The organism is Geoalkalibacter subterraneus, assembly GCF_000827125.1.
GTDB classification, from domain to species: domain Bacteria; phylum Desulfobacterota; class Desulfuromonadia; order Desulfuromonadales; family Geoalkalibacteraceae; genus Geoalkalibacter_A; species Geoalkalibacter_A subterraneus.
The window spans coordinates 2,457,643-2,482,985 of record NZ_CP010311.1 but is presented as its reverse complement, the minus strand read 5'-3'; the positions used below and the strand labels follow the sequence as shown (position 1 = coordinate 2,482,985).

22 protein-coding genes are annotated in these 25,343 nt (G+C 56.4%); 16 read left to right on the top strand and 6 right to left on the bottom strand.

What is annotated here, in order from left to right:
- Nucleotides 1–619 precede the first annotated feature (619 nt).
- Entirely contained in the window at nt 620–1,777 is a 1,158-nt protein-coding gene (locus GSUB_RS11520; RefSeq protein ID WP_084212000.1) for a pentapeptide repeat-containing protein, read from the top strand.
- Between the two features lie 454 nt (nt 1,778–2,231).
- Here GSUB_RS11520 and glgX read toward each other — a convergent pair whose 3' ends face one another.
- On the bottom strand, nt 2,232–4,340 hold the full coding sequence (gene glgX, locus GSUB_RS11510) for a glycogen debranching protein GlgX (protein WP_040200904.1): 2,109 nt from the start codon (nt 4,338–4,340) through the stop codon (nt 2,232–2,234).
- A gap of 182 nt (nt 4,341–4,522) precedes the next feature.
- Between glgX and GSUB_RS11505 the strand changes: the two genes are divergently transcribed.
- Nucleotides 4,523–6,697 (top strand): PAS domain S-box protein, encoded by a 2,175-nt coding sequence (locus tag GSUB_RS11505; protein ID WP_052464881.1) that lies wholly within the window; start codon nt 4,523–4,525, stop codon nt 6,695–6,697.
- Between the two features lie 67 nt (nt 6,698–6,764).
- On the opposite strand, the gene GSUB_RS11500 is transcribed toward GSUB_RS11505, so the two are convergent.
- Entirely contained in the window at nt 6,765–7,271 is a 507-nt protein-coding gene (locus GSUB_RS11500) for a nucleoside deaminase (RefSeq protein WP_200890140.1), read from the bottom strand.
- Between the two features lie 84 nt (nt 7,272–7,355).
- Entirely contained in the window at nt 7,356–8,975 is a 1,620-nt protein-coding gene (locus GSUB_RS11495) for a fumarate hydratase (protein ID WP_040200902.1), read from the bottom strand.
- 315 nt (nt 8,976–9,290) lie between these two features.
- Between GSUB_RS11495 and ilvA the strand changes: the two genes are divergently transcribed.
- From ilvA to GSUB_RS11445, 10 genes are all read left to right on the top strand, one after another.
- Nucleotides 9,291–10,799, top strand: coding sequence for a threonine ammonia-lyase, biosynthetic (gene ilvA, locus GSUB_RS11490; RefSeq protein WP_084211998.1), 1,509 nt, complete (start codon nt 9,291–9,293; stop codon nt 10,797–10,799).
- Between the two features lie 91 nt (nt 10,800–10,890).
- Nucleotides 10,891–11,076: a putative signal transducing protein gene (locus GSUB_RS11485; RefSeq protein WP_040200900.1), complete on the top strand. Its 186-nt coding sequence runs from the start codon at nt 10,891–10,893 to the stop codon at nt 11,074–11,076.
- Nucleotides 11,077–11,524: 448 nt separating this feature from the next.
- Nucleotides 11,525–13,075 (top strand): GAF domain-containing sensor histidine kinase, encoded by a 1,551-nt coding sequence (locus GSUB_RS11480; protein ID WP_040200899.1) that lies wholly within the window; start codon nt 11,525–11,527, stop codon nt 13,073–13,075.
- Nucleotides 13,076–13,268: 193 nt separating this feature from the next.
- Entirely contained in the window at nt 13,269–13,988 is a 720-nt protein-coding gene (gene cysE, locus GSUB_RS11475; protein WP_052464880.1) for a serine O-acetyltransferase, read from the top strand.
- Nucleotides 13,989–14,005: 17 nt separating this feature from the next.
- Nucleotides 14,006–14,440: an RrF2 family transcriptional regulator gene (locus tag GSUB_RS11470; RefSeq protein WP_040200898.1), complete on the top strand. Its 435-nt coding sequence runs from the start codon at nt 14,006–14,008 to the stop codon at nt 14,438–14,440.
- 130 nt (nt 14,441–14,570) lie between these two features.
- Nucleotides 14,571–15,737, top strand: a complete 1,167-nt coding sequence (gene nifS, locus GSUB_RS11465; protein WP_040200897.1) for a cysteine desulfurase NifS — start codon at nt 14,571–14,573, stop codon at nt 15,735–15,737.
- 186 nt (nt 15,738–15,923) lie between these two features.
- Complete coding sequence (gene nifU / locus GSUB_RS11460; protein ID WP_040200896.1) at nt 15,924–16,292, top strand: Fe-S cluster assembly scaffold protein NifU; 369 nt, start codon at nt 15,924–15,926, stop codon at nt 16,290–16,292.
- Nucleotides 16,293–16,378: 86 nt separating this feature from the next.
- A complete protein-coding gene (gene mnmA, locus GSUB_RS11455) occupies nt 16,379–17,464 on the top strand; it encodes a tRNA 2-thiouridine(34) synthase MnmA (protein WP_040200895.1) in 1,086 nt (361 codons plus the stop codon).
- Nucleotides 17,461–18,759: a tRNA (N(6)-L-threonylcarbamoyladenosine(37)-C(2))-methylthiotransferase MtaB gene (gene mtaB, locus GSUB_RS11450; protein WP_040200894.1), complete on the top strand. Its 1,299-nt coding sequence runs from the start codon at nt 17,461–17,463 to the stop codon at nt 18,757–18,759. Before mnmA ends, mtaB begins: the two co-directional genes overlap by 4 nt.
- Complete coding sequence (locus tag GSUB_RS11445; protein WP_052464878.1) at nt 18,756–19,676, top strand: RluA family pseudouridine synthase; 921 nt, start codon at nt 18,756–18,758, stop codon at nt 19,674–19,676. The genes mtaB and GSUB_RS11445 overlap by 4 nt, the downstream gene beginning before the upstream one ends.
- Before the next feature lies 1 nt (nt 19,677).
- On the opposite strand, the gene GSUB_RS11440 is transcribed toward GSUB_RS11445, so the two are convergent.
- The 3 genes from GSUB_RS11440 to ccsA all read right to left on the bottom strand — a co-directional run bounded on the left by GSUB_RS11440 (nt 19,678) and on the right by ccsA (nt 21,557).
- Nucleotides 19,678–20,178, bottom strand: a complete 501-nt coding sequence (locus GSUB_RS11440) for a GGDEF domain-containing protein (RefSeq protein ID WP_052464877.1) — start codon at nt 20,176–20,178, stop codon at nt 19,678–19,680.
- Nucleotides 20,179–20,223: 45 nt separating this feature from the next.
- On the bottom strand, nt 20,224–20,679 hold the full coding sequence (locus GSUB_RS11435; RefSeq protein ID WP_052464876.1) for a response regulator transcription factor: 456 nt from the start codon (nt 20,677–20,679) through the stop codon (nt 20,224–20,226).
- A gap of 116 nt (nt 20,680–20,795) precedes the next feature.
- Nucleotides 20,796–21,557, bottom strand: coding sequence for a cytochrome c biogenesis protein CcsA (ccsA, locus tag GSUB_RS11430; RefSeq protein ID WP_052464875.1), 762 nt, complete (start codon nt 21,555–21,557; stop codon nt 20,796–20,798).
- 145 nt (nt 21,558–21,702) lie between these two features.
- Here ccsA and GSUB_RS11425 point away from each other — a divergent pair, with 145 nt between their 5' ends.
- From GSUB_RS11425 to GSUB_RS11410, 4 genes are read left to right on the top strand one after another with little or no spacing between them, the layout of a single operon-like run.
- Nucleotides 21,703–22,521, top strand: coding sequence for a 6-carboxyhexanoate--CoA ligase (locus tag GSUB_RS11425; RefSeq protein WP_084211987.1), 819 nt, complete (start codon nt 21,703–21,705; stop codon nt 22,519–22,521).
- Complete coding sequence (bioF, locus tag GSUB_RS11420) at nt 22,518–23,690, top strand: 8-amino-7-oxononanoate synthase (RefSeq protein ID WP_040200893.1); 1,173 nt, start codon at nt 22,518–22,520, stop codon at nt 23,688–23,690. The genes GSUB_RS11425 and bioF overlap by 4 nt, the downstream gene beginning before the upstream one ends.
- Nucleotides 23,687–24,490 carry an alpha/beta fold hydrolase gene (locus GSUB_RS11415; protein WP_052464873.1) on the top strand — a complete coding sequence of 268 codons (804 nt, stop codon included), beginning with the start codon at nt 23,687–23,689 and terminating at the stop codon, nt 24,488–24,490. Before bioF ends, GSUB_RS11415 begins: the two co-directional genes overlap by 4 nt.
- Entirely contained in the window at nt 24,487–25,290 is an 804-nt protein-coding gene (locus GSUB_RS11410) for a methyltransferase domain-containing protein (protein ID WP_040200892.1), read from the top strand. The genes GSUB_RS11415 and GSUB_RS11410 overlap by 4 nt, the downstream gene beginning before the upstream one ends.
- Nucleotides 25,291–25,343 lie beyond the last annotated feature (53 nt).

Below are 25,343 nucleotides of genomic sequence, written 5' to 3'. Positions count from 1 at the left end.
ATCTTTCATGGGAAGACCGATCGGTTCGTTTTTGTCCACGATGACCCTGCCGCGGGTCGCAGCAGACGGGGGAGTGTCGCCGAGCGCAATTTTTCTAACGCGCGCATAAAGAAGTCGAGGCGGCGTTGATGGAGTTGGGAAGAATGAGCGGCCGCACGTACGTTGCAGTCATCAACGCGATTCGGAAGATATGGGCAATTGGGTATGGGGGAAAAGTTACATAAGTTACCAGCGTCCCCTTAAAACCACTCAAAGCCAGTCTATCATCAGTGGGCGGAGGAGAGAAAATCCGTATTTCTTTCAGCCGGCGTTTAATTCTTCAGATGCAAGAGGATTACGCGATTCCAACGATTTTTCTGTCGATTAAATTTAACGGTGGGTGCTTAACGGATCGCAATGGATTCAGTGACTACGATTTTGACTCGCCTTGGAACATCCAGGTTGGCTTTTATAATCACAGCGGGAAAGATATCTCTAATTCAGCAAGTGCCTTGCAGAATCCCTCGACGTGGCGGATTATGCGGCATAAAGAAAATGGTGAAATCCCTGACCATAAGTGGCGAGCAAAATTTTGGTCTCGAGAATATAGTTACCAGCTTCGCCAAAGGAATAATTAACCATGTTTTGGAAAAAAGTTATTTTTTTAGCGTTATTAGTTTTATTTTTTATTTCTGGAGTCAGCTTAGCCATGAACGTATTTGACAATGATTTCCGTAAAAACTGGCAAGAATATTTTAGTGATGTAAAAAAACTAAACGAATATACAAATACCAATTCTGTTGAATTGAAAAATTTAAAAGTTCAGGATTTTGATCTCGAAGGGGTGATTTTTAACGGTGCAACTTTTCAAGGTGTCACGTTTGAAAATATCACTGCCGAACACTCGAAATTCAGAAAAACAAAATTTATCAACTGCAAATTCATAAATTGTAAATTTTGGGAAGCTGAGTTTACTGACACAGTTTTCGAAGATTGTGAATTTATAAAATCTAATTTTCTTCAAAGCATAGTCATCAATGTAAAAATTATTAACAGCAAGTCGATTGAGAGTGAGTTTGATGGTTTGGAAGGAAATGAACTATTTATTGAATTATCTGACTTTACAAGGAGATCCTCTTTTACCGACAGCAGGATACCCTTTAAATTCAAAAACACAATTCTTTCTGGCGTAAACATGATGGGTCTAGACAACTTGCAATCACTTGTGATTGAAGGGGGTACGCTGGAAGAAGTTAACTTTGGTTACAGTCACTTCTCCGACATTATCCTCCGCCGGGCCAAGCAAGGTGAAAGTCCTGTACGGTTCAATCAGGCATCGGCCAAAAGCATTACTTTTGAAGATGTTGACATGGTACGTGGAGTTTCCTTGGCCTCGGTGCAGGCTGCCAATGTCCGCATCTCCAATAGTCGAATGAAAGTGTCCTTTGCAAGGTCGGTTATCCCAAAAGTTTCTGCCCGTGACTCGGAATTTTTTGTTTTCGGCCTCAGCGAAGCAAATATGCCTCATGTCACACTTGTTAACAGCCGAATCCATTACCTTTCTCTCTGGGACGGTTCAGCAGAAGAAATGATCATACAGGATTCTGAAATCAACCAAATTGAAGGTGAAAATTTCAAAGGGAACCATATTCTTTGGCACAACGTCACCCTCGACGGCGAAATCAACCTGGCCAACGCCCAAGTCAAGGACTTCCGCCCCACGCGCCTCAAGCGCGGCCCGAATCTCAACCTCATCACTACCGGGTCGAATCTACGGTTTGATTTCAGCGCCGAGTGATGCTGCAAAAATGGGCCAGACCGTTAGGGACGCAGGTAACTTTTGTAACTTTTCGTGTTTTGATGCAATTAGAGGGAAATCATGCCACGGCAACCGAGAATCCAGGCACCGGGCTTATCCCATCACGTCATGGCTCGAGGCATCGAGGGGTGCGAGACCTTTCCTGGTAAAACCAATCGGCTCGGTTTTGTCCACGATGTTCTTGCCTCGTGTAGCAGTAGGCGGCCGAATGCCGCCCAAGCGCAACTTTTCGAAGGCGCGCATAAAGAACTCGAGTCGGCGTTGATGGCGTTGGGAAGAATGAGCGGCCGCACGTACGTTACGGTCATCAAAGCGATTCGGAAGATGTGGGCAATTGCGGATGGGGAAAAAGTTACATAAGTTACCAGCGTCCCCTTGAGTGGCCCCTCGTGATATCAGGTCCTCCCACCGTTCAGACAGCCAACCCATGCGATCAGTCCTCGTCGGTGCAGCGCAGCACCGTCAATGAACGTGCGTCGACTTTAATCGTTTTCCCGGCTTCATACGATTGGGATGTTTCATGGCAGCCGTCGCAGGTGTCGAATTCAATGACCCAGTTCCGCCCCCAGGATTGTGCGGGCAGAATAAATTCCAGGGAGTCGTGATGGGCGTTGAAGATCAGGTAGAAGCTGTCATCGGTGACCGGCTCTCCTTTGGGGTTCGGGTTGGGGATGGCTTTGCCGTTGAGATAGACTCCTAAAGTCTTGGCATAGCCTTCGCCCCAGTTTTCCTCATCCATCTGCTCGCCCTCGAGGGTGAACCAGGCAATGTCGGTGACCTCGGCGCCGTGAATCTCCCGCCCCTGAAACCACCGCCGCCGCCGGAATACCGGGTGATGGGCGCGAAAAGAGATCAGATCCCGGCAGAATTGAAGCAGGTCTTCGTCGATCTTGTCCCAGTCGTACCAGGAGATCTCATTGTCCTGGCAGTAAGCGTTGTTGTTGCCTTGCTGGGTGCGGCCGATCTCATCGCCCCCCAGCAGCATCGGCACCCCCTGCGACAGCAGCAGGGTGGCGAGGAAATTGCGTTGCTGGCGTGCGCGCATACGTTGAATATCGGGATCGTCAGTCGGCCCTTCTGCGCCGCAGTTCCAGGAGCGGTTGTCGTCGCTGCCGTCCTGATTGTCCTCGCCGTTGGCCTCATTGTGTTTTTCATTGTAGGACACCAGGTCGCGCAACGTGAAACCGTCGTGCGCGGTGATGAAATTAACGGAGGCAAAAGGCAGGCGACTGGTGTTTTCGTAGAGGTCGGAGCTTCCCGTGAAGCGTGCGGCGAACTCTCCCAGGGCTTCGTCGCGTCCCGGCCAGAAGTCGCGCACGCAGTCGCGGTAGCGGCCATTCCATTCGCTCCACACCGGGGGGAAATTGCCGACCTGGTAGCCGCCTTCGCCAACATCCCAGGGCTCGGCGATGAGCTTCACCTGGCTGATGACCGGATCCTGCTGAATCAGGTCGAAGAAGGCAGAGAGTTTGTCCACGTCGTGCAGCTCCCGCGCCAGGGTGGAAGCCAGGTCGAAGCGGAAGCCGTCGACGTGCATCTCAAGCACCCAGTAGCGCAGCGAATCCATCAGCAGCTGCAGCACGTGGGGGTGACGCATGTTCAGGCTGTTGCCGGTGCCGGTGTAGTCCATGTAATAGCGTGGATCATCGGCCATGGTCCGGTAATAGTAGGCATTGTCGATCCCCTTGAAGCACAGCATCGGTCCAAGGTGGTTGCCTTCGCAGGTATGGTTGTAGACGACGTCGAGGATCACTTCGATACCGGCCTGATGAAGGGCGCGCACCATTTTCTTGAACTCAGCCACTACGCCGCCGGGGCGCTTATCGGCGGCATATTCGTTATGGGGCGCGAAATATCCGATGGAATTGTACCCCCAGTAATTGCGCAATCCCTTGTCGACCAGATGCTTATCGTGAATGAAATGGTGAACCGGCAGCAGCTCCACTGCCGTGACGCCGAGGTTTTTAAGATAGTCCACTGCCACCGGATGGGCAAGGCCGGCGTAGGTGCCGCGGATATCCTCCGGAATGTCGGGATGACTCGCGGTCAATCCTTTGACATGCGTTTCATAGATGACGGATTCATGCCAGGGAATCTGCAGGCGGCGATCGCCGTTCCAGTCGAAATGCGGCTGGTGGACGACGCTGCGCATGACATAGGGCGCGCTGTCCAGATCGTTCGGAGTATCGGGTCCTTCCTCGAACTGGTAGGGGAACACCGCCTCATCCCATTCGATCGTTCCTTCTATGGCCTTGGCGTAGGGGTCGAGCAACAGCTTGGCCGGATTGCAGCGGTGCCCTTCCTCCGGCTTCCATGGGCCATGGACGCGGAATCCATAGCGCTGCCCCGGTTCGACCTCCGGAAGATAGCCGTGCCAGCAGTATCCGGTCACTTCCGGAAGTTCGATACGGGTTTCGTTATCCGCCGGGTCGAAAAGGCACAGTTCGACACGTTCGGCAATTTCCGAAAACAGGGAAAAGTTGGTTCCGGAGCCGTCGTAAGTGGCGCCGAGGGGATAGGGATGGCCGGGCCAGACTTTCATGTTGCAACTCCTTAATTGAGATCTGAAAGAGGTCTGTGCCAAGTATACCCCGACTTGTTTCAGGAGCAAGATCGCTTATTTCGGAGCGTTTATGTCGTCTTTGGCGCAAAAAATGCTTAATAAACATAATATTATCGTGTATATTTCCCGATAATTTTTTTCTTCCAGTTTTGGGGAGCGACATGTCCAAGACATCCGCTGCATCAATCCGTTCGCAAGCCCTCAAGGCAGCGAGTCTTTACGCCCTTTTTGGCCTGCTCTGGATTCTTTTTTCCGATCAACTCCTTACGCTGATTGCTGTCGATACACGCCATCTAGCTCGTTTACAGACGATTAAAGGCTGGTTTTTCATCCTTTTCACGGCAGGGCTTTTTTATGTGATGGTCTATCGCGCTCTCGCCGAGCAGCAAAAGGCTGCACGGACTTCGCGCGAAAGTGAAGTCCGTTTTCGCGCCATTTTCGATGGCGTTGACGATGCGATTTTTCTGCATGATATTGACACGGGAGCGATTCTCGACGTCAATGCTCGAACCGAGGAAATGTTCGGTTATCCGTCCGAGCGCTTGCGTGAAATGACAGTGGGCGACCTCAGTGAGAATCAGCCGCCATATACTCAGCAGGATGCAGCCGCGTTGATAAGACGGGCCTCAGAAGGGCAGTCCGTGCGCTTTGAGTGGCGATCTCGCCGCAGCGACGGTTCCCTGTTCTGGAGTGAAATCAACATGCGGCGAGCGGAACTGCAGGGCAAAGCGGTCCTCATCGCGACTCTGCGCGAAATCAGCGCCCGCCGTCAGGCCCAGGAAGATTTAAAGGAGAGCGAGGAGCGTTATCGCACCCTGGCGGATCTGTCTCCCGATGCGATTCTTGTCAATGCCGGAGGGCGGTTTGTCTATGCCAATGCGGCGGCGCGCGAACTTCTCGGTGCTCCGGATATGGAATCGATCATTGGCCGCACCCCTTTTGATTTCATCGATCAAGAGTTGCATGACCGGGTTCGGGAGCGCATCGCGCGCGTCCTGAAGTTTAAAATAAAGAGTCCTCCGGATCATCAGCGCTGGCAATGTTTTGACGGTTCCATTATTGATGTGGAGGTATCCGCCGGCGGCGTCACCTGGCATGGCCGACCCGCGGTGCAGGTGTTGCTGCGCGACATTTCCGAACGCATCCGTGATGAGCAGGAGCTGCGTGCAGCCAAGGCTGCGGCTGAACAGGCCACCCGCGCCAAAAGCGAGTTTCTCGCCAACATGAGCCATGAAATCCGCACCCCCCTCAACGGACTGTTCGGGGTTCTGCAGCATCTGCGCAGCCAGGGGTTGAATCCGGAGCAGACCGAGTGCGTCGAGACCGCCCTGGGGTCCGGGCAGCGCCTGCTGGGCATTCTTAACGATATTCTCGACCTGTCACGCATTGAGGCGGGGCGGTTGCAGCTGGAGCGGGAGTGTTTCGATCCAGCGGCTACGGTCGAGGAAGTTGTCAGCATTTTTCAGGCTGGAGCCCGCGAAAAGCAGGTTGATCTGACCTGGACAATCGACCCTGAAGTGCCTCTTGTGGTCGGTGACGAAGGGCGTTTGCGGCAGGTGCTTTTCAACCTGGTGGGCAATGCCGTCAAATTTACCGCGAAGGGCGAGGTTGAAATTTGCACAAAGGTTGCACCCTCTTCTCAACCTCAGGATTCACTTGTTCTGCGTTTTTCCGTCAGGGATACCGGCATCGGCATTGAGGAGACTAAAATCCAGGAGCTGTTTACCCCCTTCACCCAGGCCGACGGCAGCCACACCCGCAAATACGGCGGTTCGGGGCTGGGCCTGGCGATTGTGCAGCGGCTCGTCGAGCTGATGGGCGGCCGGGTACGCATTGAAAGCGCGACAGGCCAGGGCACCCGGGTCTCTTTTACCTGCCACGTCAACCGTGCTGGTGAGCAGGATGTTCTCGAGAAGAAAACAGGTCATACGATGATGGAGTCTGGGGAAAAAGCACTGAATGACAGGCCTTTTGATGTACTCGTGGCAGAAGATGACCGTATCAATCGCCTGGTTCTCGAACGCTTCCTGGTCGCTCAGGGACACCGCGTGGTCAGTGTCACCAACGGGCGGGCCTGCCTGGATGTGTTGGATGAGCGCTCTTTCGACGTGATCCTGATGGATATCCAGATGCCGGAGATGGACGGTCTCGAGACGGCGCGCGCTATCCGTGCCCGTGATGATGGCAAAAGAGAAGTGCCCATTATCGCCTTGACCGCTCATGCCATGAAGGGGGACCGCGAGGTTTTTCTGGAGGCGGGCATGGACGATTATCTCAGCAAACCGGTGGATTTCAACGAGGTCAGCCGGGTTCTGGGAAGGGTTGTTGCCGGGTAGCTGTTGAGCAGGGGGCGTGCCCCGGGTTTTCGTCGAGCATGTCTGCTGGATAGTGACGTTGGCGGAATCAGTATAAAGTGCGATCGGGCATTTGCATGTAGCGCCGGGCCACCTGCATGGACTCGTCTTTCAGAAGTTGAATGGACTGAATGCTTCTATCCTGCCTGCTCTTGTTAATCTCCCGGTAAAAGCAGTTGTCGTCAAAGCCTATCCTCTCTGCGTCTTCAATGGTGAATCCGAAGAATATGCGCCGCATGCGCGCCCAGTAGATGGCGGTCAAACACATGGGGCAGGGTTCGCCGGTGGTGTAGATGTCGCAATCGGCCAGCTCAAAGGTGTTGAGGCGGCTGCAGGCGTCGCGAATGGCGACGATTTCGCCGTGGGCGGTGGGGTCGTTGGTGGCGATGACGCGATTCCATCCTTCTCCAACGATGATTCCGTCCTTGACAACCACGGCGCCGAAAGGCCCACCATCCCCAGCCTCTATACCCTGCGTGCTCAACGCGATGGCGCGGCGCATGAATTTTTCGTTTAGAGAAGAGATTTCAGGCCTTGTCGCAGGATGATCGGACACCGGTTATTCCCTCTGCTGTGTTCGAGGTTTAAAAAAAGCCCCGGGGCATCAAGCTCCGGGGCTTTGTGTCTTTAAAATTCTGGATTAAAGACCAAGCTGCTTGAAGAAGTCGTTGCCCTTGTCATCCACCAGGATGAAGGCGGGGAAGTCTTCGACTTCGATCTTCCAGACCGCTTCCATGCCGAGTTCGGGGAAGTCGATGCACTCGACCTTCTTAATGTTCTCTTCCGCCAGCACCGCAGCGGGGCCGCCGATGGAGCCGAGGTAGAAGCCTCCGTGCTTCTTGCAGGCGTCGGTCACCTGCTGGCTGCGATTGCCCTTGGCGATCATGACCATCGAACCGCCGTTAGCCTGAAGCAACTCGACATAGCTGTCCATGCGGCCTGCGGTGGTGGGACCGAAGGATCCTGAAGGTTTGCCCTTGGGGGTTTTGGCCGGTCCGGCATAGTAGATCGGGTGATTTTTCAGGTATTCGGGCAACGGCTTGCCGGAATCGAGAATCTCCTTGAACTTGGAATGGGCGATGTCGCGGCCGACCACAATAGTTCCGTCGAGCAGTAGCGGATCGCCGACTTTGAGCTTGGAGAGATCCGCCAGGATCTCTTTCATCGGGCGATTGAGGTCGATCTTGGTGCCGTGAGCGTGCTTGCCGCGATACTTTTCGGGGATGAAGCGACCGGGATTGCGGTCCATTTCTTCGACGAAAAGCCCGTCCTTGGTGATTTTGGCCTTGATGTTGCGGTCGGCCGAGCAGGAAACAGCCATCCCGACGGGGCAGGATGCGCCGTGGCGGGGCAGGCGGATGACACGCACATCATGTGCGAAGTACTTGCCGCCGAACTGGGCGCCGATGCCTAGATCCTGAGCCGCTTTAAGCAGGCGGTCCTCAAGCTCGATGTCGCGGAAGGCCTGGCCGTGCTCGTTGCCTTCGGTCGGCAGGTTGTCGAGTTCTTTGGCGGTGGCGAGTTTCACCGTCTTCATAACGGCGTCGGCGCTGGTACCGCCCACAACGAAAGCAATATGATAGGGGGGGCAGGCTGCGGTGCCCAGAGTCTTCATTTTTTCAACGAGAAAATTATACAGCTTGTCGGGGGTCAGCAGCGCTTTAGTTTCCTGGTAGAGCATGGTTTTGTTGGCGCTGCCGCCGCCTTTGGCGATGAAAAGGAACTTGTAGGCGTCTCCGTCGGTGGCCATGACATCGATCTGGGCCGGCAGATTGGTGCCGGTATTCTTTTCTTTGTACATATCCAGAGCGACGGTCTGGGAGTAGCGCAGGTTCTCTTCTGTGTAGGTCTTGTAAACCCCTTTGGAGAGGTATTCTTCATCCTTGACGCCGGTCCAGACCTGCTGGCCTTTTTTGCCGACAATGGTCGCGGTGCCGGTATCCTGGCACAGGGGCAGCTCGAAATTGGCAGAAATTTCGGCGTTGCGCAGAAACGCCATGGCGACGCCGCGGTCGTTGGGGGAGGCCTCCGGGTCGGTGAGGATCTTGGCAACCTGCTCGTTGTGCTCGGGACGCAGCAGGAAAGAGACATCCTTCATGGCCTGGTTGGCAAGCACCGTCAGGGCCTCGGGATCGACTTTGAGAACCGGCTTGCCGTCAAATTCGGCAACCGATACGTACTTTTCGGAATCGGGGATCTTGTAGTACTTGGTCTGATCCTGACTCAGTGGGAAAGGTTCCTGGTACACAAATTCAGGCATGTCTTCTCTCCTTTGCTCATGGGTATTAAAGTCGCGCCCGCCCACGGGACGGGCGACCACGTAACCTCCGGCGCGCGTCATTATAGAATACTGTATACAGATTTGTCGACAGCTAGTTTCCCTGATACAGAACCCGACCGAAGATTATCACCTCCCCCCAGCGGGGGGAGGGCGGGAGGGGGAGCGCGGTACTCGAGACGCAGCAGGAAAACACCCGCACGTGACAAAAAAGCATGGTTCGTGTTATTCCCTTATTTCTCTCGGTATTTACGCAGGTGAAGAAGCCTTTTTGTTTTTCCCATGGAGCACTCACAAATGCAGCGTTTCGTCAAATTGATTCTGACTTCCCGTGTTTATGAAGCGGCGATCGAGACACCCCTTGAGGAGGCGCCCGGTCTTTCACACAGCCTCGGCAACCGGATTCTGCTCAAACGCGAGGATCTGCAGCCGGTATTCTCCTTTAAGTTGCGCGGCGCCTACAACAAGATCGCCAACCTTCCCGAGGAGCAGCGCGCCGCCGGGGTGATCGCCGCTTCGGCCGGCAATCATGCCCAGGGGGTGGCTTTTTCAGCGCGCCAATTGGGCATCAGGGCGACCATCGTCATGCCCGCCACCACGCCGAGAATCAAGGTTGACGCCGTCGCAGCCATGGGGGCCGATATCGTTCTGCATGGCGACAATTATTCGGAGGCGGCTGACCGTTGCGCCGAGCTGATCGAAAAGTCGGGCATGACGTTCATTCATCCCTTTGATGACGAACTTGTTATTGCCGGCCAGGGGACTGTCGCCGATGAAATACTGCGGCAGAGCGCCGGTCGCGTCGATGCCGTGTTCGTTCCGGTAGGCGGTGGCGGGCTTATCGGCGGCATGGCGGTGTTTCTCAAGGCTCTGCGCCCCGATGTGAAAATTATTGGTGTCGAGCCGGCGGACAGCGATGCCATGGCACGTTCGCTGGAGGCCGGTCGACGCGTGAAACTCGATTCGGTAGGGATCTTTGCCGACGGGGTCGCGGTGCGCGAGGTCGGCAAGCAGACCTTTGATCTCTGTCGGCGCTACGTCGATGAGATTATCCGTGTCGATACCGATGAGTTGTGCAGCGCCATCAAGAGTGTCTACCAGGCCACCCGTTCCATTGTTGAACCGGCGGGGGCATTGGCCCTGGCCGGACTGAAAAAATATGTGCGGCGTGAAAAGCTCTCCGGTCGGACCCTGGTGGCGGTCAACTCCGGCGCCAATATGAATTTCGATCGCTTGCGCTACGTGGCTGAACGCACCCTGGTGGGCGAAAAACAGGAGGCGTTGTTTGCCGTCACCATCCCGGAAGAGCCCGGCGCCCTCAAGCGGTTCTGTCAGGATCATGTGGAGGGGCGCAATATCACCGAATTTAATTATCGCCTCTCCGGACGAGATGCGGCGCACATCTTTGTAGGCATTGCCATTCGAGACGAGGAGGAACGTCACAGTTTCGGCTGCCGTTTACGCGCTGCCGGTTTCGAAAATCTTGACCTGACCGACAACGAGCTTGCCAAAACCCATGTCCGCTACATGGTTGGAGGGCGCGCCCCCGAAACCGGCCGTGAGGTGCTGTATCGATTCTGGTTTCCGGAACGCCCCGGAGCGCTGGGGAAATTTCTGGAAGCCATGGGGGCGACCTGGAATATCTCCCTGTTCCATTACCGGACACAGGGGGGTGATTTCGGCCGGGTTCTGATCGGTCTTGAAATCCCAGAGACGCAGGAAACCGATTTCCAGAGATTTCTCAAGCAGCTGGGCTACCGTTTTGAGCAGGAAACGAACAATCCGGCCTATCGGCTCTTTTTGTAAAACTTACTGATCCTGGGTGTCATTCGATTTTTCTGTGAATCCTGCTAATCTTTTTCTGAGAAAGATCATCAGAAGAAAGGAGGTTTCAGGCATGGTTCAATTCTACGATCCCGGTGATGCCGCTGAACAGGCAGAAATTGAGAGTTTGTTGCGCCAAAACGGCATCGAGTATTTCCTCAGATCGAACAACGGTGACGGCCCTTCGGAAATCCTGGTGGCGGAAGAAGATCTTCCGCAGGCTCAGAAACTGATTGATGAGATGAATCGCAGTCGCTGAGCAGCCCCTGTGTTAGATGCCATGCAATTTAATTCATGGCTCCAAAAATCGACAAAGCAGATAACCCTTTCCGACGGAGAGGGTTTTTTTCATTATAGGCGCAGAGGGGAGGGTGCCGTTTTTTAGGGTTGGCATGGTGATTACACGCAGTGAGAACGCTTTTCTGCGTGATTTGACGCACCAGTCAGCGAAATGGTTTGATGTTTGAGAACAGTTTCAAAAAATTAGATGGATGGAAAATCTGGTGATCCTGTTGTGAAGTTCATGGGTTGCGGAAGTCTGGAGACTCTGCTTATTCGCTCGGCAAAAGTGGTTGCGGCGACTGTGCATGTTTCTTGCTTTAGTTATTCCCTTATTGATTTTTGTTTATTTTTAATTCCGGTTCAAACGGAAATGGATTGATCTTGTTTGTATTTTGTTGCGATTGATGAAATTAGGGGAGGGTGCTATGGACAGCACATCTGTTATCGTCGTCGGGGCAGACGAAGGGGATCCACCTGTCTCTGAAATTCTCAGGCAACAGGGATTCAGGGTTCGGGTTGCTGCATGCCTGGATGGGTTGCCGGATGCAATTCGGAAAGGCGACCCAGATTGTGTTCTGCTCGATTTTTCTCTGATGGGCTCCGACCCTGCCGGTCTTGTGACGCATCTGCGTTCCCTGGACCATCTGCATGGCAGCGCCCTGGTTCTTATTGCCTCCGACCCCCTGCCATCCGACTCCTCCAATCTGGACCCCTTTTCCCTCTGTGTTGATGACTATCTGCCCCGCTCAATTTCGCCTGATGAGTTCGCGGCAAGATTGAGAGCCGCAATCATGCGCCGGCGCTTTCTCTGTCAGGACTTCTCTCGCGATAATCGGTGCCTTGAAAATATGAAGCAGGCTCGCTTTGCTTTGCAGGAGATTCTCAGCGAATTGAGCCGTTTCAAGAATCTGGGGCGTTGTTCGATTGCGTTGCTGGAGGAGGAGCGTCAATCCGCTCATGTCGTTGCTTCAAGCGACGCGCCGCCGTCGGCCCAATGGTCCCTCGACCTGGCCGATTACCCCGAATTGATCGAGGTCTCCAGGACGGGCTCGCCGCTGGTGGTTTCCGATGTTCGAACTTCGCCGCTGATGGCGCCGGTTGTTAAGCGGCTTGACTCCGCCGGGTTCCGTTCGCTGTTAGTGGTCCCCGTTCTTGCCCGTGGGCGTGTTGTCGGTGCCATGGTCTTACGATTCCATGAGCCGGAGCCGGATCTCTCGGGAGAAGATTTCTTTCTTTGTCGGCTGATGGCGATGCTGTTTGCCCGGATGCTGGACTCGGTCGTTGAGGATCAGGGACTCGCTCCTGCAACAGAGGGCGTTGCCGGAGACCGAGGTCGTTTCAACCAGCATCGCGAGGAGTTCACAGCGAGTGCTCTTCACGCCCTGCGAGCGCCTGTGGCGGCGATCCATGGTTTTGGTTCATTGCTGCGGGAGAGCTGTCTCAGTCAGCTGGATTGCGATCAGCGCGACTATCTTGAAAAGGTGATTGCCCATTGCGGAGAATTGAATGGTTTGCTGTGCAACATTCTCGATCTGTCCCGGTTGATTTCAGGTCGACACTGCCTTGATGTTGCTCCGCGCGATCTGGGTATCCTGTTGCGTTGCGTGTATGAAAAAACCTGGCCGTCTGCTTTGCGCAGAGGATTGCTGTTTCAGTGGGACCTGCCCACCGCCCCCTGTTATGCCCTTTTTGAGACGGCGGGGATTCAGCAGATTCTTTGTGGCCTGCTGGAGGATGCTATTGAGCGGGCTCCTCTGGGCAGCACCCTTTATGTGCAGGTCGAAGACGGGAATGAATACATCGGCGTGTTTATCGAAGATCATGGAGAATCGGCAGACGATGAGAACGGAGATCTGCATCTGGCTCTCTATCGCGCCATCATGGAAGCCCACCAGGGCCGTCTGGATGTGAGCCATGGGGAAGGTGGTAGGCGGCTGACTCAGCTTTTTCTGCGGAAACCCCAGCCATTGAATTGATGGGAGAATAACGCTCGAAACATTTGAATTTTCTTTTTTCGGGCAAATAATTGACGGTTTTGCTCAGGTATGCTATAGACAAGAGCAGAATTGAATTGATGAGAAAGCGGAGCGGGCCGCAGCTGTTGCACCTCTTAAAACAGGGGCGGCAGGCGGTTTTTCCCGGAAGCCGGAAAAAGGAGTATCAGAGACGATGTTCGACACCTTCAAGCAGGATATCAAAGCGGTTTACGATCGAGACCCTGCCGTGCGCAGCGTGGCCGAGGTCCTCTTCTGTTACCCTGGGTTTCATGCCTTGCTGTTTTATCGGCTGGCTCATGCACTGTGGACGCGAAAGCTCTATTTCTTCGGCCGCTTTATTTCGCATATCGGCCGCTTTTTGACCGGCATCGAGATTCATCCGGGAGCCCGTATCGGCAAGGGTTTTTTTATCGATCACGGCATGGGAGTTGTGATCGGCGAAACCGCCGAAATCGGCGAAAACTGCACCCTTTATCACGGCGTGACCCTTGGTGGGACGTCCTGGGCGAAGGAAAAACGCCATCCCACTCTGGGGGATAATGTCATTATCGGTTCCGGCGCAAAGGTGTTGGGGCCTTTTACCGTGGGTTCGGGTAGCAAGATCGGCTCTAATTCGGTCGTCGTCAAAGAGGTGCCGCCCAACAGTACCGTAGTTGGCGTTCCGGGTCGCATGGTGATTTCCGAAGGCAAGAAAGTCGAGGAAAAGCTTGATTTGAGTCATGACAAGCTGCCCGACCCGGAAGCCAAGGCGATCTCCTGTCTGTTCGACCAGATCCGGGCCCTTGAGCGCAAGGTCAAGGACCTGAGCGACCAGCTGAACGAAGTGCGGTCCTCCTGCGCGAGCGAGGAGGCGGCTGAGAACGCCGATAAACGGAAGAAAGCCGAAGCCTGAGCGGCAGTGCAACCATTATGAGACTTTCGACTAAAGCACAATACGCAGTGCGAGCGATGGTGAGCCTGCACCTGCACAGTGATGGAACGCCGACTTCGATCAAGGATATCGCCGCCCGCGAAGATATTTCCTCGACCTACCTGGAGCAGCTGTTCGTCAAGCTGAGGCGGGGGCGGATCGTTGAGAGTGTGCGTGGACCCGGGGGCGGCTATGTCCTGGCGCGACCGGCACATTCGATTCAGGTGGACCAGATTATCGACAGTGTCGAAGAAACCCTTGTGCCGGTCTCCTGCATGGAGCAAAATGGCCGCTGCGCCTGCGACGACCAGTGTGTGACCCATACGGTCTGGCAGGGGCTCGGAGAAAAGATCCGGACCTTTCTCGGGTCGATTACCCTGGAAGATCTGACCCGTGAGGCCCGTGAAAGAATGACATCCCGTGAAGCACGCTGAAACGGGACACTGGGCCCGTATTGCAATGTTCGGCTGGGCCCTGCGGTCTTAGCGCGTATGGTTATGACGGTTTCCTTGTTATATGATGACAGACCTGATATTTCGAAATAGGAGATGGAGGAGCAAGACTGTGAAGAAAATCTACATGGATTACAACGCCACAACTCCGGTGCGGCCGGAGGTGCTGGATGCCATATTGCCTTTTTATCGTGAAGAGTTCGGCAATCCCTCCAGTGTGCACTGGGCGGGGCGTGCTGTGAGCGGCGCGGTGGAAAAGGCGCGCGAGCAGGTCGCCAAGCTGATCAACTGCTCTCCTGCAGAGGTTGTTTTTACCTCCTGCGGCAGCGAGGGCGACAACATGGCCCTTAAAGGGACCGTGGCCGCTCTTCGAGACAAGGGTAATCATATCATTACCACTGGTGTTGAGCATCCCGCCGTTTTGGAGACCTGCCATTATCTTGAAAAAAACGGCTGCGATGTGACTTTTCTGACGGTCGACAGCGACGGCATGGTTGATCTCAGGCAGCTTGAAGATGCCATCACCGAGAAAACCATCCTGATCTCAGCCATGTGGGGAAACAATGAAACCGGAACCCTGTTCCCGGTGGAGGAGATCGGGCGGATTGCGCGCAAGCACAAGGTACGTTTTCATACCGACGCGGTACAGGCGGTGGGAAAGATTCCCGTTGATGTGCAGAAAGCCGGTGCCGACCTGCTGGTGCTTTCCGGCCACAAGATCGGCGCGCCCAAAGGGGTCGGGGCGATCTACATCCGCCGCGGTACACGCATGACGCCGCTGATTCACGGCGGCCACCAGGAGCGTAACCGTCGCGCAGGCACACACAATGTCGCGGGGATTGTCGGCCTGGGAATGGCCTGTGAACTGGCGGGGCAGAACCTGGAGCAGAATGCCGAGCGTATGGCGCACCTGCGTGACAAGCTCGAACAGGGTATCCTCAACCAGATTCCCGATGTCAAGGTCAACGGTCACCGCACGCAGCGGCTGCCCAACACCCTTAATGTCAGCTTTGCCTACATCGAGGGGGAATCGCTGCTGCTCAATTTTGATATGAAGGGCGTAGCGGCCTCTTCCGGGTCTGCCTGCACTTCGGGGTCGCTGGAACCTTCGCACGTTATGGGCGCCATGGGGGTGGATGTCGCCCTGGCCCATTCCAGCACCCGTTTCAGCCTGGGGCCTGACAGTACCGAAGAGGATGTCGACTATATCCTGGAAATTCTGCCGCCCATTATTCAAAGATTGCGGGAAATGAGTCCTCTTTATCCCGGCAATAAATAAGAAAGCTATAGCAAGAGTATCTATTTATTTATTTACCTCGCGGGGTCGTCACTCCCATGTCAAGGGTGTTTGGCGCCAGGGAGGGCGCCAATCAAACGGCCAGGGATGGCGAAAAGTGTCCCTTGTCATGGGAGTGACGACCCCATGCTGAACAGTTGCTGGTAAGAAAGCTACAGGAGAATCGATATGTACACCGAAAAAGTCATGGACCACTTCAGCAACCCCCGCAACGTGGGTGAAATCGAGAATGCCGATGGGGTGGGTGAGGTCGGCAATGCGTCCTGCGGCGATATCATGAAGATCTTTCTCAAGGTTGAAGACAATGTCATCAAGGACATTAAATTCAAGACCTTCGGGTGCGGCGCCGCCATCGCCACTTCGTCGATGGTGACGGAAATGGCGATTGGCAAAACCCTGGATGAAGCCATGGAGTTGACCAATGCTGCCGTCGCCGAAGCTCTCGACGGGCTGCCGGCCAACAAGATGCACTGCAGCAACCTGGCGGCCGACGCTCTCCACGAAGCGATCAAGAATTACAGGGAAAATCACTCTTGAATTAAATAGCTGATAAATTCTGCAACTAAGGAGGCCGCTGCGATTTTCCGGCGGCCTTGTTTTTTAGGACAACGGACAACTCCCCCATGAACACCACCAGAAAACGCATTGTCGTCGCCATGAGCGGAGGCGTGGATTCCTCCGTCACCGCGGCTCTGCTCAAGGAGCAGGGGCATGAAGTCATCGGCATGACCATGCAGATATGGGACTACAGCCGGTTCGCGGCTCCCGACGGCGAAACCTTCGGAACCTGCTGTTCCCTCGATGATGTGCATGACGCCCGCCGGGTGGCCGAGGGGCTCGATATCCCATTCTACGTCATTAATTTTGAAGAAGCCTTCCAGCGCCAGGTCATCGACCACTTCTGCGATGAATATTTTTCCGGGCGGACGCCCAATCCCTGTGTCATGTGCAATCAGCGCCTCAAATTCGATCTGCTGCTGCGCCGGGCGCGTGAACTTGAAGCCGATGCGCTGGCGACCGGTCATTACGCCATTATCGAACCGGATGCCGACGGTCGCTTTATGCTGCGCAAGGGGCGCGACCAGGGCAAGGATCAGAGCTACTTTCTGTTCACCCTGACGCCGGAGCAGATGACCCGCGTGATGTTTCCCCTGGGTGGCATGACCAAGGAAGAGGTGCGTGAACACGCGGCCCGTTTCGATCTGCGCGTGGCGGAAAAAGCCGAGAGTCAGGATATCTGCTTCGTCCCTGACGGGGATTATGTGCGCTTTCTCGAGGAGGAACGGGGCGCGGGGAAACTCGATGGGGAGATCGTCCATGTCTCCGGGAAGGTTCTCGGGCGTCACCGCGGGACCTATCGCTACACGATCGGTCAGCGACGGGGGCTTGGCATCGCGTGGTCTGAACCTCTCTTTGTGACCGGTATCGATGTTGAGGAAAGACAGGTGATTGTCGGTGAGAAGTCCCATCTGCATCGTGACCGGCTGACAGTACGGGAATGCAACTGGCAAATCGATCCGCCCGAGCAGCCGCTGCAGGCGGCCTGCCGTATCCGTTATCGTCATCGGGAAGTGCCGGCGCAGATTCGCACTTTGCCGGATAACCGTGCCGAAGTCGTGTTCAGCCAGCCCCAACAGGGGATAACCCCGGGGCAGGCCGCTGTGTTTTATGACGGCGACCGGGTTCTCGGCGGAGGATGGATCGAATGAAACACCGCGTGTCCATTGCCACCCTGGGGTGCAAGACCAATCAGTATGAATCGGCCGCCATTGCCGAGCGGCTTGAAACTGCCGGCTATGAGGTCGTGTCATTCGACGCGGGGGCAGAACTGGTGATCGTCAACACCTGCACCGTCACGGCGGCGACAGACAGTCAGTCCCGCAATCTGATCCGGCGCGCCCGGCGGCTGAATCCGGAGGCGCGGGTGGTGGTGACCGGCTGCTACGCCCAGGTTGCACCGGAGAAGCTGATTAATCTGCCCGGTGTGGCGTTGGTGATCGGAAACGCAGAGAAGAAGGAGTTTCTTGAACTGCTGGGGGACATCGCCGATACTCCCCGCATCAAAGTGGGCGACATGCGCGAGGCCCGTGACGCGGTGGCCCTGCCTTTGTCCCGTTTCCCCGACCGCAGCCGCGCCTTCGTGCAGATTCAGAATGGCTGCAACGCTTTCTGCAGTTATTGCATCATTCCCTACGCCCGCGGCCGCAGCCGCTCGCTGCCCCCTGCACAGGTTGTGAGCCAGGTGCGTGAGCTGGTTCAGGCGGGATACCCTGAAATTGTGCTGACCGGCATCCACATCGGCGGGTACGGTGCCGACCTGACTCCTGCCACATCCCTGCAGGATCTGGTGGTTTTACTGGAAGAACAGACCGATGTCCGCCGGTTGCGCATCGGATCTGTTGAACCGACTGAGATCACGACCACGCTGGTGGATCGTGTCGCGCGCTCAAAGGTCATCTGTCCGCATTTTCATATCCCCCTGCAGTCCGGTAGCGATACCGTCCTTGAGCGCATGAACCGCTCCTACGATACGGTTTTTTTCCGCCGGGTGGTGGAGGGGATTCATCATCGAATGCCCACCGCCGCCATCGGGCTTGATGTCATTGTTGGCTTTCCTGGGGAAACAGAGGATGAATTTGATGAAACCTTCCGTTTCATTGAAGAATTGCCGGTGACTCATCTGCACGTCTTCCCCTTCAGCCGTCGCCCGGGCACCCCTGCCGCCACCTACTCGGACCAGGTCTCCGGCGCCGTCGCCAAAGAGCGCGCGGCCAGGTTGAGGGCCTTGGGTGAGAGAAAGACCCGGGCCTATTCGGAACAATTCATCGGCCAGGAGGTGGAGGTGGTGGAAGAAAGCGGTCAGCCCAGCGGCTGGCGCAAAGGTTTGACGCGCCATTACCTCCCCGCTTTCTTCAAGAGTCCCGAAGAGCAGGCAGGGCACTGCGTTTGGGTCCGTGTGTTGCGCTTGAGCGACCGTGGGCTGGAAGGGGAGTTGATCGAGTGAGCAGACCTGCCGGCTTCGAATTCAATTTCCGGCGCGTGGCACACGGAACAGGAGAGCGTCTGGACCGGTTTCTGGCGGCCAGCCTTGAGGGCGTTTCGCGCAAGAAAATCAAACAGGCTCTCGACGGCGGGCGGATATTTGTCGAAGGGCAGGTCGCGCGGCGTGCCGGGCAGATCCTGCACGGTGGGGAGCGCATAGAGGGAACCCTTTTGCTCAGCGAACCCCTGCCGTCTCCGCAGGTCTCCTGGGTTTTTCGCGATGCGGACCTGCTGGCGGTGGCCAAGCCGGCAGGGCTTGCCTCTCATCCGGCCCATCCCGGCCAGGACAGTGCCCTGGGCCAGGTCTGCGCCTTGCTTGATGGCAGCGGGGCTTCGCCGGTTCTACTGCATCGCCTGGATCGCGACACCAGCGGGCTTCTGCTTTTTGCCCTGCATGAAGAGAGCAACCAGTCTCTCTATCGGCAGTTCTTCGAACGCCGTGTGGAAAAGAGCTACCTGGCCCTGGTCGAGGGGCGGCCGCCGGCTTCTTTTTCTGCCGACGGTTGCCTCAAAAGCGGGGTATGCGGACGCACGGTGGTGGATTCAGGTGGCCAGGACGCGCATACCGATTTTGCCACCCTTGCTTACGGCAGCGGTGCTGCGCTGGTGGAGGCGCGACCCCGCACCGGACGTACTCACCAGATCCGCGTCCACCTCGCCGCGCAGGGTTTCCCTCTTCTGGGTGACGCTCTTTACGGCGGCGCCCTGTTTTTCAAAACGGTGCGGAGCCACCTGGCGATCCCCCGTCATCTGCTGCATGCGTACCGGTTGAGATTTCAGCACCCGCGTACAGGTGAACCGTTGATGCTGGAATGCCCGCCACCTCCGGATTTCTCCCCTGTCCTTTCCTTGCTCGACAACTGCCCGATCAATCTCTGAATCAGCTCTCCCGGGAGGTAGCGCCCGCACGCGGAGTGACGCTGACCCGGTTGCGCCCATTTTCCTTGGCATGATAGAGAGCGTCATCCACAGCCTTGAGCAGGGAATCGGAAGTTGTACTCGCATCGACCGTCGCAACGCCGAAGCTGGCGGTGATGCGCCCGGCTTTTTTGAAATCATGCTCGGCGATGGCGAGGCGCAGTTTCTCTGCCAGCTGCCTGGCTCCTTCCAGGTCGCTGTGGGGAGAAACAATGAGAAATTCCTCTCCACCCCAGCGCCCTGGAACATCGGTGGCCCGCATCATACCCCGTGTTAACTGGGCAATCTCTTTGAGAACTCTGTCGCCGACCAGGTGCCCGTGTGTGTCGTTGATCACCTTGAAATGATCGAGATCAAACAGGATGACTGAAAAAGGATCGCCGTAGCGCTTGAAGCGTTCATGTTCACTTTTGAGGACTTCATCGACTGTGGAGGCCGTTGTTTTGCGACTGGTGTAGGTCAAATTGCTCCTGTTCCGTCTCCATTTATGCAGGAATTGGTCCGTATTTCAGCTGGTGGAAAACAGGGAGGCAAAGCGTGACCCGCTTTTACGGGGAGGGGAGGGGCGGTTTTTTGCGGTAGGCATTGGGCGGGCCTTGTTGCCCAGCAGACTTTCAACGGCGACCTGGAGTGCTGAAATTGTAAAGGGCTTTGCCAGGTAGATCTGGCCGCCATTTTGAAACCCGCGCCGGAAATCGAAACTTTCACCTTTAGCTGTGACGAAGGCAATGGGAGTGTCGCATACGGCCCTGGTGCGCCGGATTCTTCGTGCCAGCTCCAATCCATCGCAGCCCGGCAGCATAATGTCGAGGATGACGGCGTCAGGTTGCTGCTCCAGGATGATCTCAAGGGCCAGAAGCCCATCGCGTGCTGCCAGGGGATGATAACCCAGACGGCGCAGGATATTCATCTCCAAATCAAGGATTTCATTATCGTCTTCTACGCACAGAATTCTGGCACTCATAGTCTGACTCCCGGGCCGATGAACGACATCCTGCACCAAAAAGATCAAAAACTTCATTAAAGATTTGGGAGTATAGCAGAAGTCATCTGGAGAATCCAGGGTTATCCATGGAAGGGTCATTTTCTGACGTCGGTGCTATGTAGCACGATGGCGAAACCGGCAATGGAGAGCAGGGCGTAGCCCGTGCCCTGCCAGCGGCGGATAAATTTGGCGTGACACATGCCGGCGTAGAACAGCCATACGATGAAGGACCACACGCCCTTGATGTTCCAGGAAAACCAGAAGCCCCAGGCCATTGCGGCCCAGAAACTGCCGCTGATCATGCACAGGCTGAAGAAGATAAAACCGAGAAAGACCGCTTCTTCATTGAGCCGCCGCAGCGGTTCGCGTCCGGGGAACCGTTGCGGGCGTAAACCTGCCGGGACCAGGTATGCGACTCCGGCCGAAAAAGCCAGCGCAAACATGGCGTAGCCGATAAAAGAGCAGGCCACGTGCAGCGTGAACAGCGGTGTGTCGAGGGCGGGGATGAGCGGCGGAAGAGTCGGTTCCTGGCGCAGCGCCCCGAACAACAGCAGCGCAACAACGCTGAGGGCAAACAGGCCGACGGCACCGATACGGTAGCGCAGCTCAAAATACAGGTAACTGCCGGCCAGCGCCCAGCTGAAGAAAAACAGGGTCGAGAACAGGTTGGTCACCGGCAGGTAACCGGCTTGCCAGGTGGCCTGTCCAAAGAAAAGGGTCTGGGCACCGAAACCGAACCCGACGCAGAGGATGGCAGAAAAACGCAGAGTGCGTCGGTCGCTGAAAAGTGTGGTGACCTGCAGGGCCGCAGCCAGCAGGTGGGCAAACAGGGCAGCATTGGGTAGCCAGATTGTCACGGGCAGCCTTTCCTGAATCGGGTTTGTTCTATCGTCGTCTGATTCTCTTTATTCGATGGTCGGCAAGAGTATCACAGCCTTCTTTTCAGGCAAAGAAATTGTTGTCAACCATCGCTGTTGATCTGGTTGACAAGTAGCGGGGGTCATGCTAGCTTTCGATCCCATGAAAGCGCATCTTTACAGTGTCCGCATGCATGCTTCTCTCGAGAATCGCCACATCTCCGGTGCCGAGCGCCTGGTCGGAAAAGAAGGGGTGGAAGAGGCGGCTGCAAGCCTTGTGCGCCGAGCCCTGGATCATGCCCAGGGATCTGCCGAATCGATTCGTCTCAGCGTCGATCTCGTCGACCCGGACCAGGTTCATTTCGGCTGTTTGCCCGATGTGCATACTTTTGATGCGCCTGATGTCGAGTCGGCGCGAAAAAAAGCTCTTCAGCTTCTTCTGCTTGCGGGAGTCAGTGAAGATGCGGTTCGCAGCGCCATGGAGAACCTTGTAGCCGGTGCCGCCCCTGGCGGCGGCAACATGCGTGGAGCCATGCTGATCGGTCATCGCAGCGGCGCACGCTTTGAGCCCGACCGCGCAAAAGGGGTTCGGGCGCGTCACATGGATTATTCCCCGAAAGGTCGGGCCGAACTTGACGCTGCCCTGTGTGATCAGGGAATCGGCGGCGATCGTCTGCGGGACGCTCTGGTTCTCGCAGCCAAGGTCATGGCGGCACCCGGCGTGCTGGCGGAATTGTGCTGGTCCGATGACCCCGATTATACCACCGGTTACGTTGCCGCTCCGCAGTTGGGATACAACCGCATCGCACCTCTCAAAACCCGGGGAGACGAGCGCGGCGGGCGTGCTTTTTTTATCGATGAGGATCGCCGGCAGCCTGAGGCGCTATTGCGTTATCTGCGGCATGCGGTATTTGTGGCTGACAGCATCGGTCGCATCTTCCCCCCGGAAAGGTTCAAGCAATGAACGATTTTTCAGACCTTCTGGAAGAACTCGAGCAGCGGGGTATGCGGCGTTTCCCACGTACGCTGGATGGCGCTCAGGGGCCGCGCATGAAGATGGACGGGCGGGATGTGCTGGTGCTGTGCTCCAATAACTATCTTGGGCTGGCCAATCACCCGCACCTGGTCGAGGCGGCGGCTCGCGCGACACGGGATCTCGGTACCAGCAGCGGCGCCAGCAGGCTGGTTTCAGGCTCCATGCGCATTCACGATGAGTTCGAGCAGCGTCTGGCCGACTTCAAAGGCACGGAAGCTGGACTGCTGTTCAACTCGGGGTATGCTGCCAATATCGGCATTCTGCAGGGGCTGGCCGGCCCCGGCGATGTTATTTTCTCCGATGCTCTCAATCACGCCTCCATTATCGACGGCTGCCGCCTGAGCGCCGCCCGTGTTCTGGTTTATCCTCACACTGACGTTCAGGCTCTTGAAGACCTCATGCAGCGGGAGCGACCCGACCGCAAAGGCCATTGGTTTATCGTGACCGACGGGGTCTTCAGTATGGACGGCGACCTGGCACCGTTGCCCGAGCTGGTGGCGCTGAAAAAACAGTACGACGCCCTGCTGATGGTCGACGATGCCCATGGCACCGGTGTTCTGGGAGACAGCGGGCGCGGCAGCGGCGAACACTTCGGCTGCCTGCCGGATATCGACCTCCACATGGGAACGTTGGGCAAAGCCCTGGGCGGCTTCGGCGCCTACCTGGCATCCTCGCGAGCGGTGGTGGATCTGCTGATCAACCGTGCAAGGTCGCTTATTTTTTCCACCAGCCTGCCTCCGGGCGTTGTCGCCGCCGGCCTTGAAGCTCTTGCGGTGATTGAGAGCGATGAAGGGCGCCGCCGCCGTCAGGACCTGTGGAGCCTTCGCGAATTATTTGCCGGGCCCCTGCGCGAAGCCGGTTTTGATCTGTGCGGAAGTGTGACCCAGATCGTGCCGGTTCTGACCGGAGAGCCCGGCCCGACCATGGAAGCGACCTCTCGCCTGCTCGAAGCCGGCATTTTTCTTCAAGGCATTCGACCGCCGACTGTCCCGGAAGGCAAGTGCCGCCTGCGGGCCACCCTGATGAGCGATCATGACCCACAGGATATTTCGCACGCGGCGGCGACCCTCATGGAATTGCTCGGGGAATCTCGATGAAGACGCTGATGCTTTCGGACGGACGCACAATGGCCTATCGTGAGGCCGGGCAGGGGCTGCCAGTGGTTCTGCTGCACGGCTGGTCACTGAGTTCAGCCGTCTTCGATGAATTGGCGGCAGGCCTTGCGCGGGATTTCCGTGTTCTGGCATTTGACCTGCGCGGCCATGGCTGCTCCTCTCCGGGGGAGGGGTATGAGTTGGCTGATTTCTCTGCGGATATAAGGGAAGCCCTGGATCTTTTATCGATAAAGTCGGCCGCGCTTCTGGGCTGGTCGCTCGGCGGGCAGGTGGCTCTTCGCCTGGCACATGAGATCCCATCCTTCTGGACTCGACTTGTGCTGATATCGACCACCCCCCGTTTTATCAGCGGCTCCGATTGGGAGGGGGGCCTCTCCGAAATCCAGGTGCGCGGCATGGCCCGTAAACTCAGCCGGCAGTACGAACAAACGCTGCAGACTTTTTTCGAGGAACAATTTATTGCCGGGGAACTCGATTCCGGTTGTCTGGAGGAGATTGCCGCCTTTGCCCAGCCGCAGGAGTGTACTCCCCACCCGGAGGCTGCGCTGGAGGCCCTGGAGACTCTTAAAACGGAGGACCTTCGCCTCCTGGTCAGGAATATCGATCTGCCCACCCTGGTGATTCATGGAAGCGAGGATCTCGTGACGCCGCTGGCTGCAGGACGTTATCTTGCAGAGCATCTGCCGCACGGACGGCTGTGGGAAGTGGAATCGGTGGGACATGCCCCGTTTTTAAGCCGTCCGCACACTGTGCTTGCGGTCTTGAGGGAGTTTCTGCAATGAGCGCGGTACTCTCTTCGCGATTGGTTCGGGCGCGCTTTTCCAGCCAGGCCTGTGATTACGACCGCTTTGCCCGCGTGCAGAAACGGGTGGCGGCGCGCCTGGCATCTTCAATCGAAGGAAGACTCCCGCCAGGGGCTGCATTAGATGTGGGCACCGGAACGGGTGAGCTTGCCTGCTGTCTGCGCCGGACCAGCCCGGATCAGCCATTGGTGCTCTGCGATATCGCCCCCGGCATGACCCGCTATGCCGTGTCTCGAATACCCGGGGCGCTGGCAGCGGATGCCGATGCCCAGAGCCTTCCTTTTCGCGACGGAGTTTTCGGCCTGGTGGCCTCGGCTTCAGTTTACCAGTGGATGAACGATCTCGAAGCGGCCTTTCGCGAGTCTGCGCGGATTCTGCGCCCCGGCGGCCTGTTCGCTTTTGCTTTTTATGGTGAAGGGACGCTGTCTGAATTGCACCAGTCCCATCTCGCCGCTCTGCGCGAGGCGGGGTGCGAGGAAAAATCCTACTTTCAGCGCTTTCCTTCCGTGGCGGACAGTCGGGAGGCCCTGTTGGCGGCCGGTTTGCAAATCGAGGATTTGTGGTGTGAAACGGAAATCGAGTGGCATGCCGAGCCCGGCGCGCTTTTGCGAAGCCTGAAAAAAATAGGCGCGCAGAACGCCCATGTCAAGCGTCCGCGCGGGCTGGCATCACGTCAGGTGATGCTGCGAATGAATGAAGTATACCGGGAAAAATTCGGAACCGCGCAGGGGGTTCCCGCGACTTATAAAGTCATTTTCGGGTTGGCGACCCGCTTGTAGTACGGGCGTCCAGGTGCGGGGGCTCAGGGGCGTTTCTACTCCGCACGCTGAAA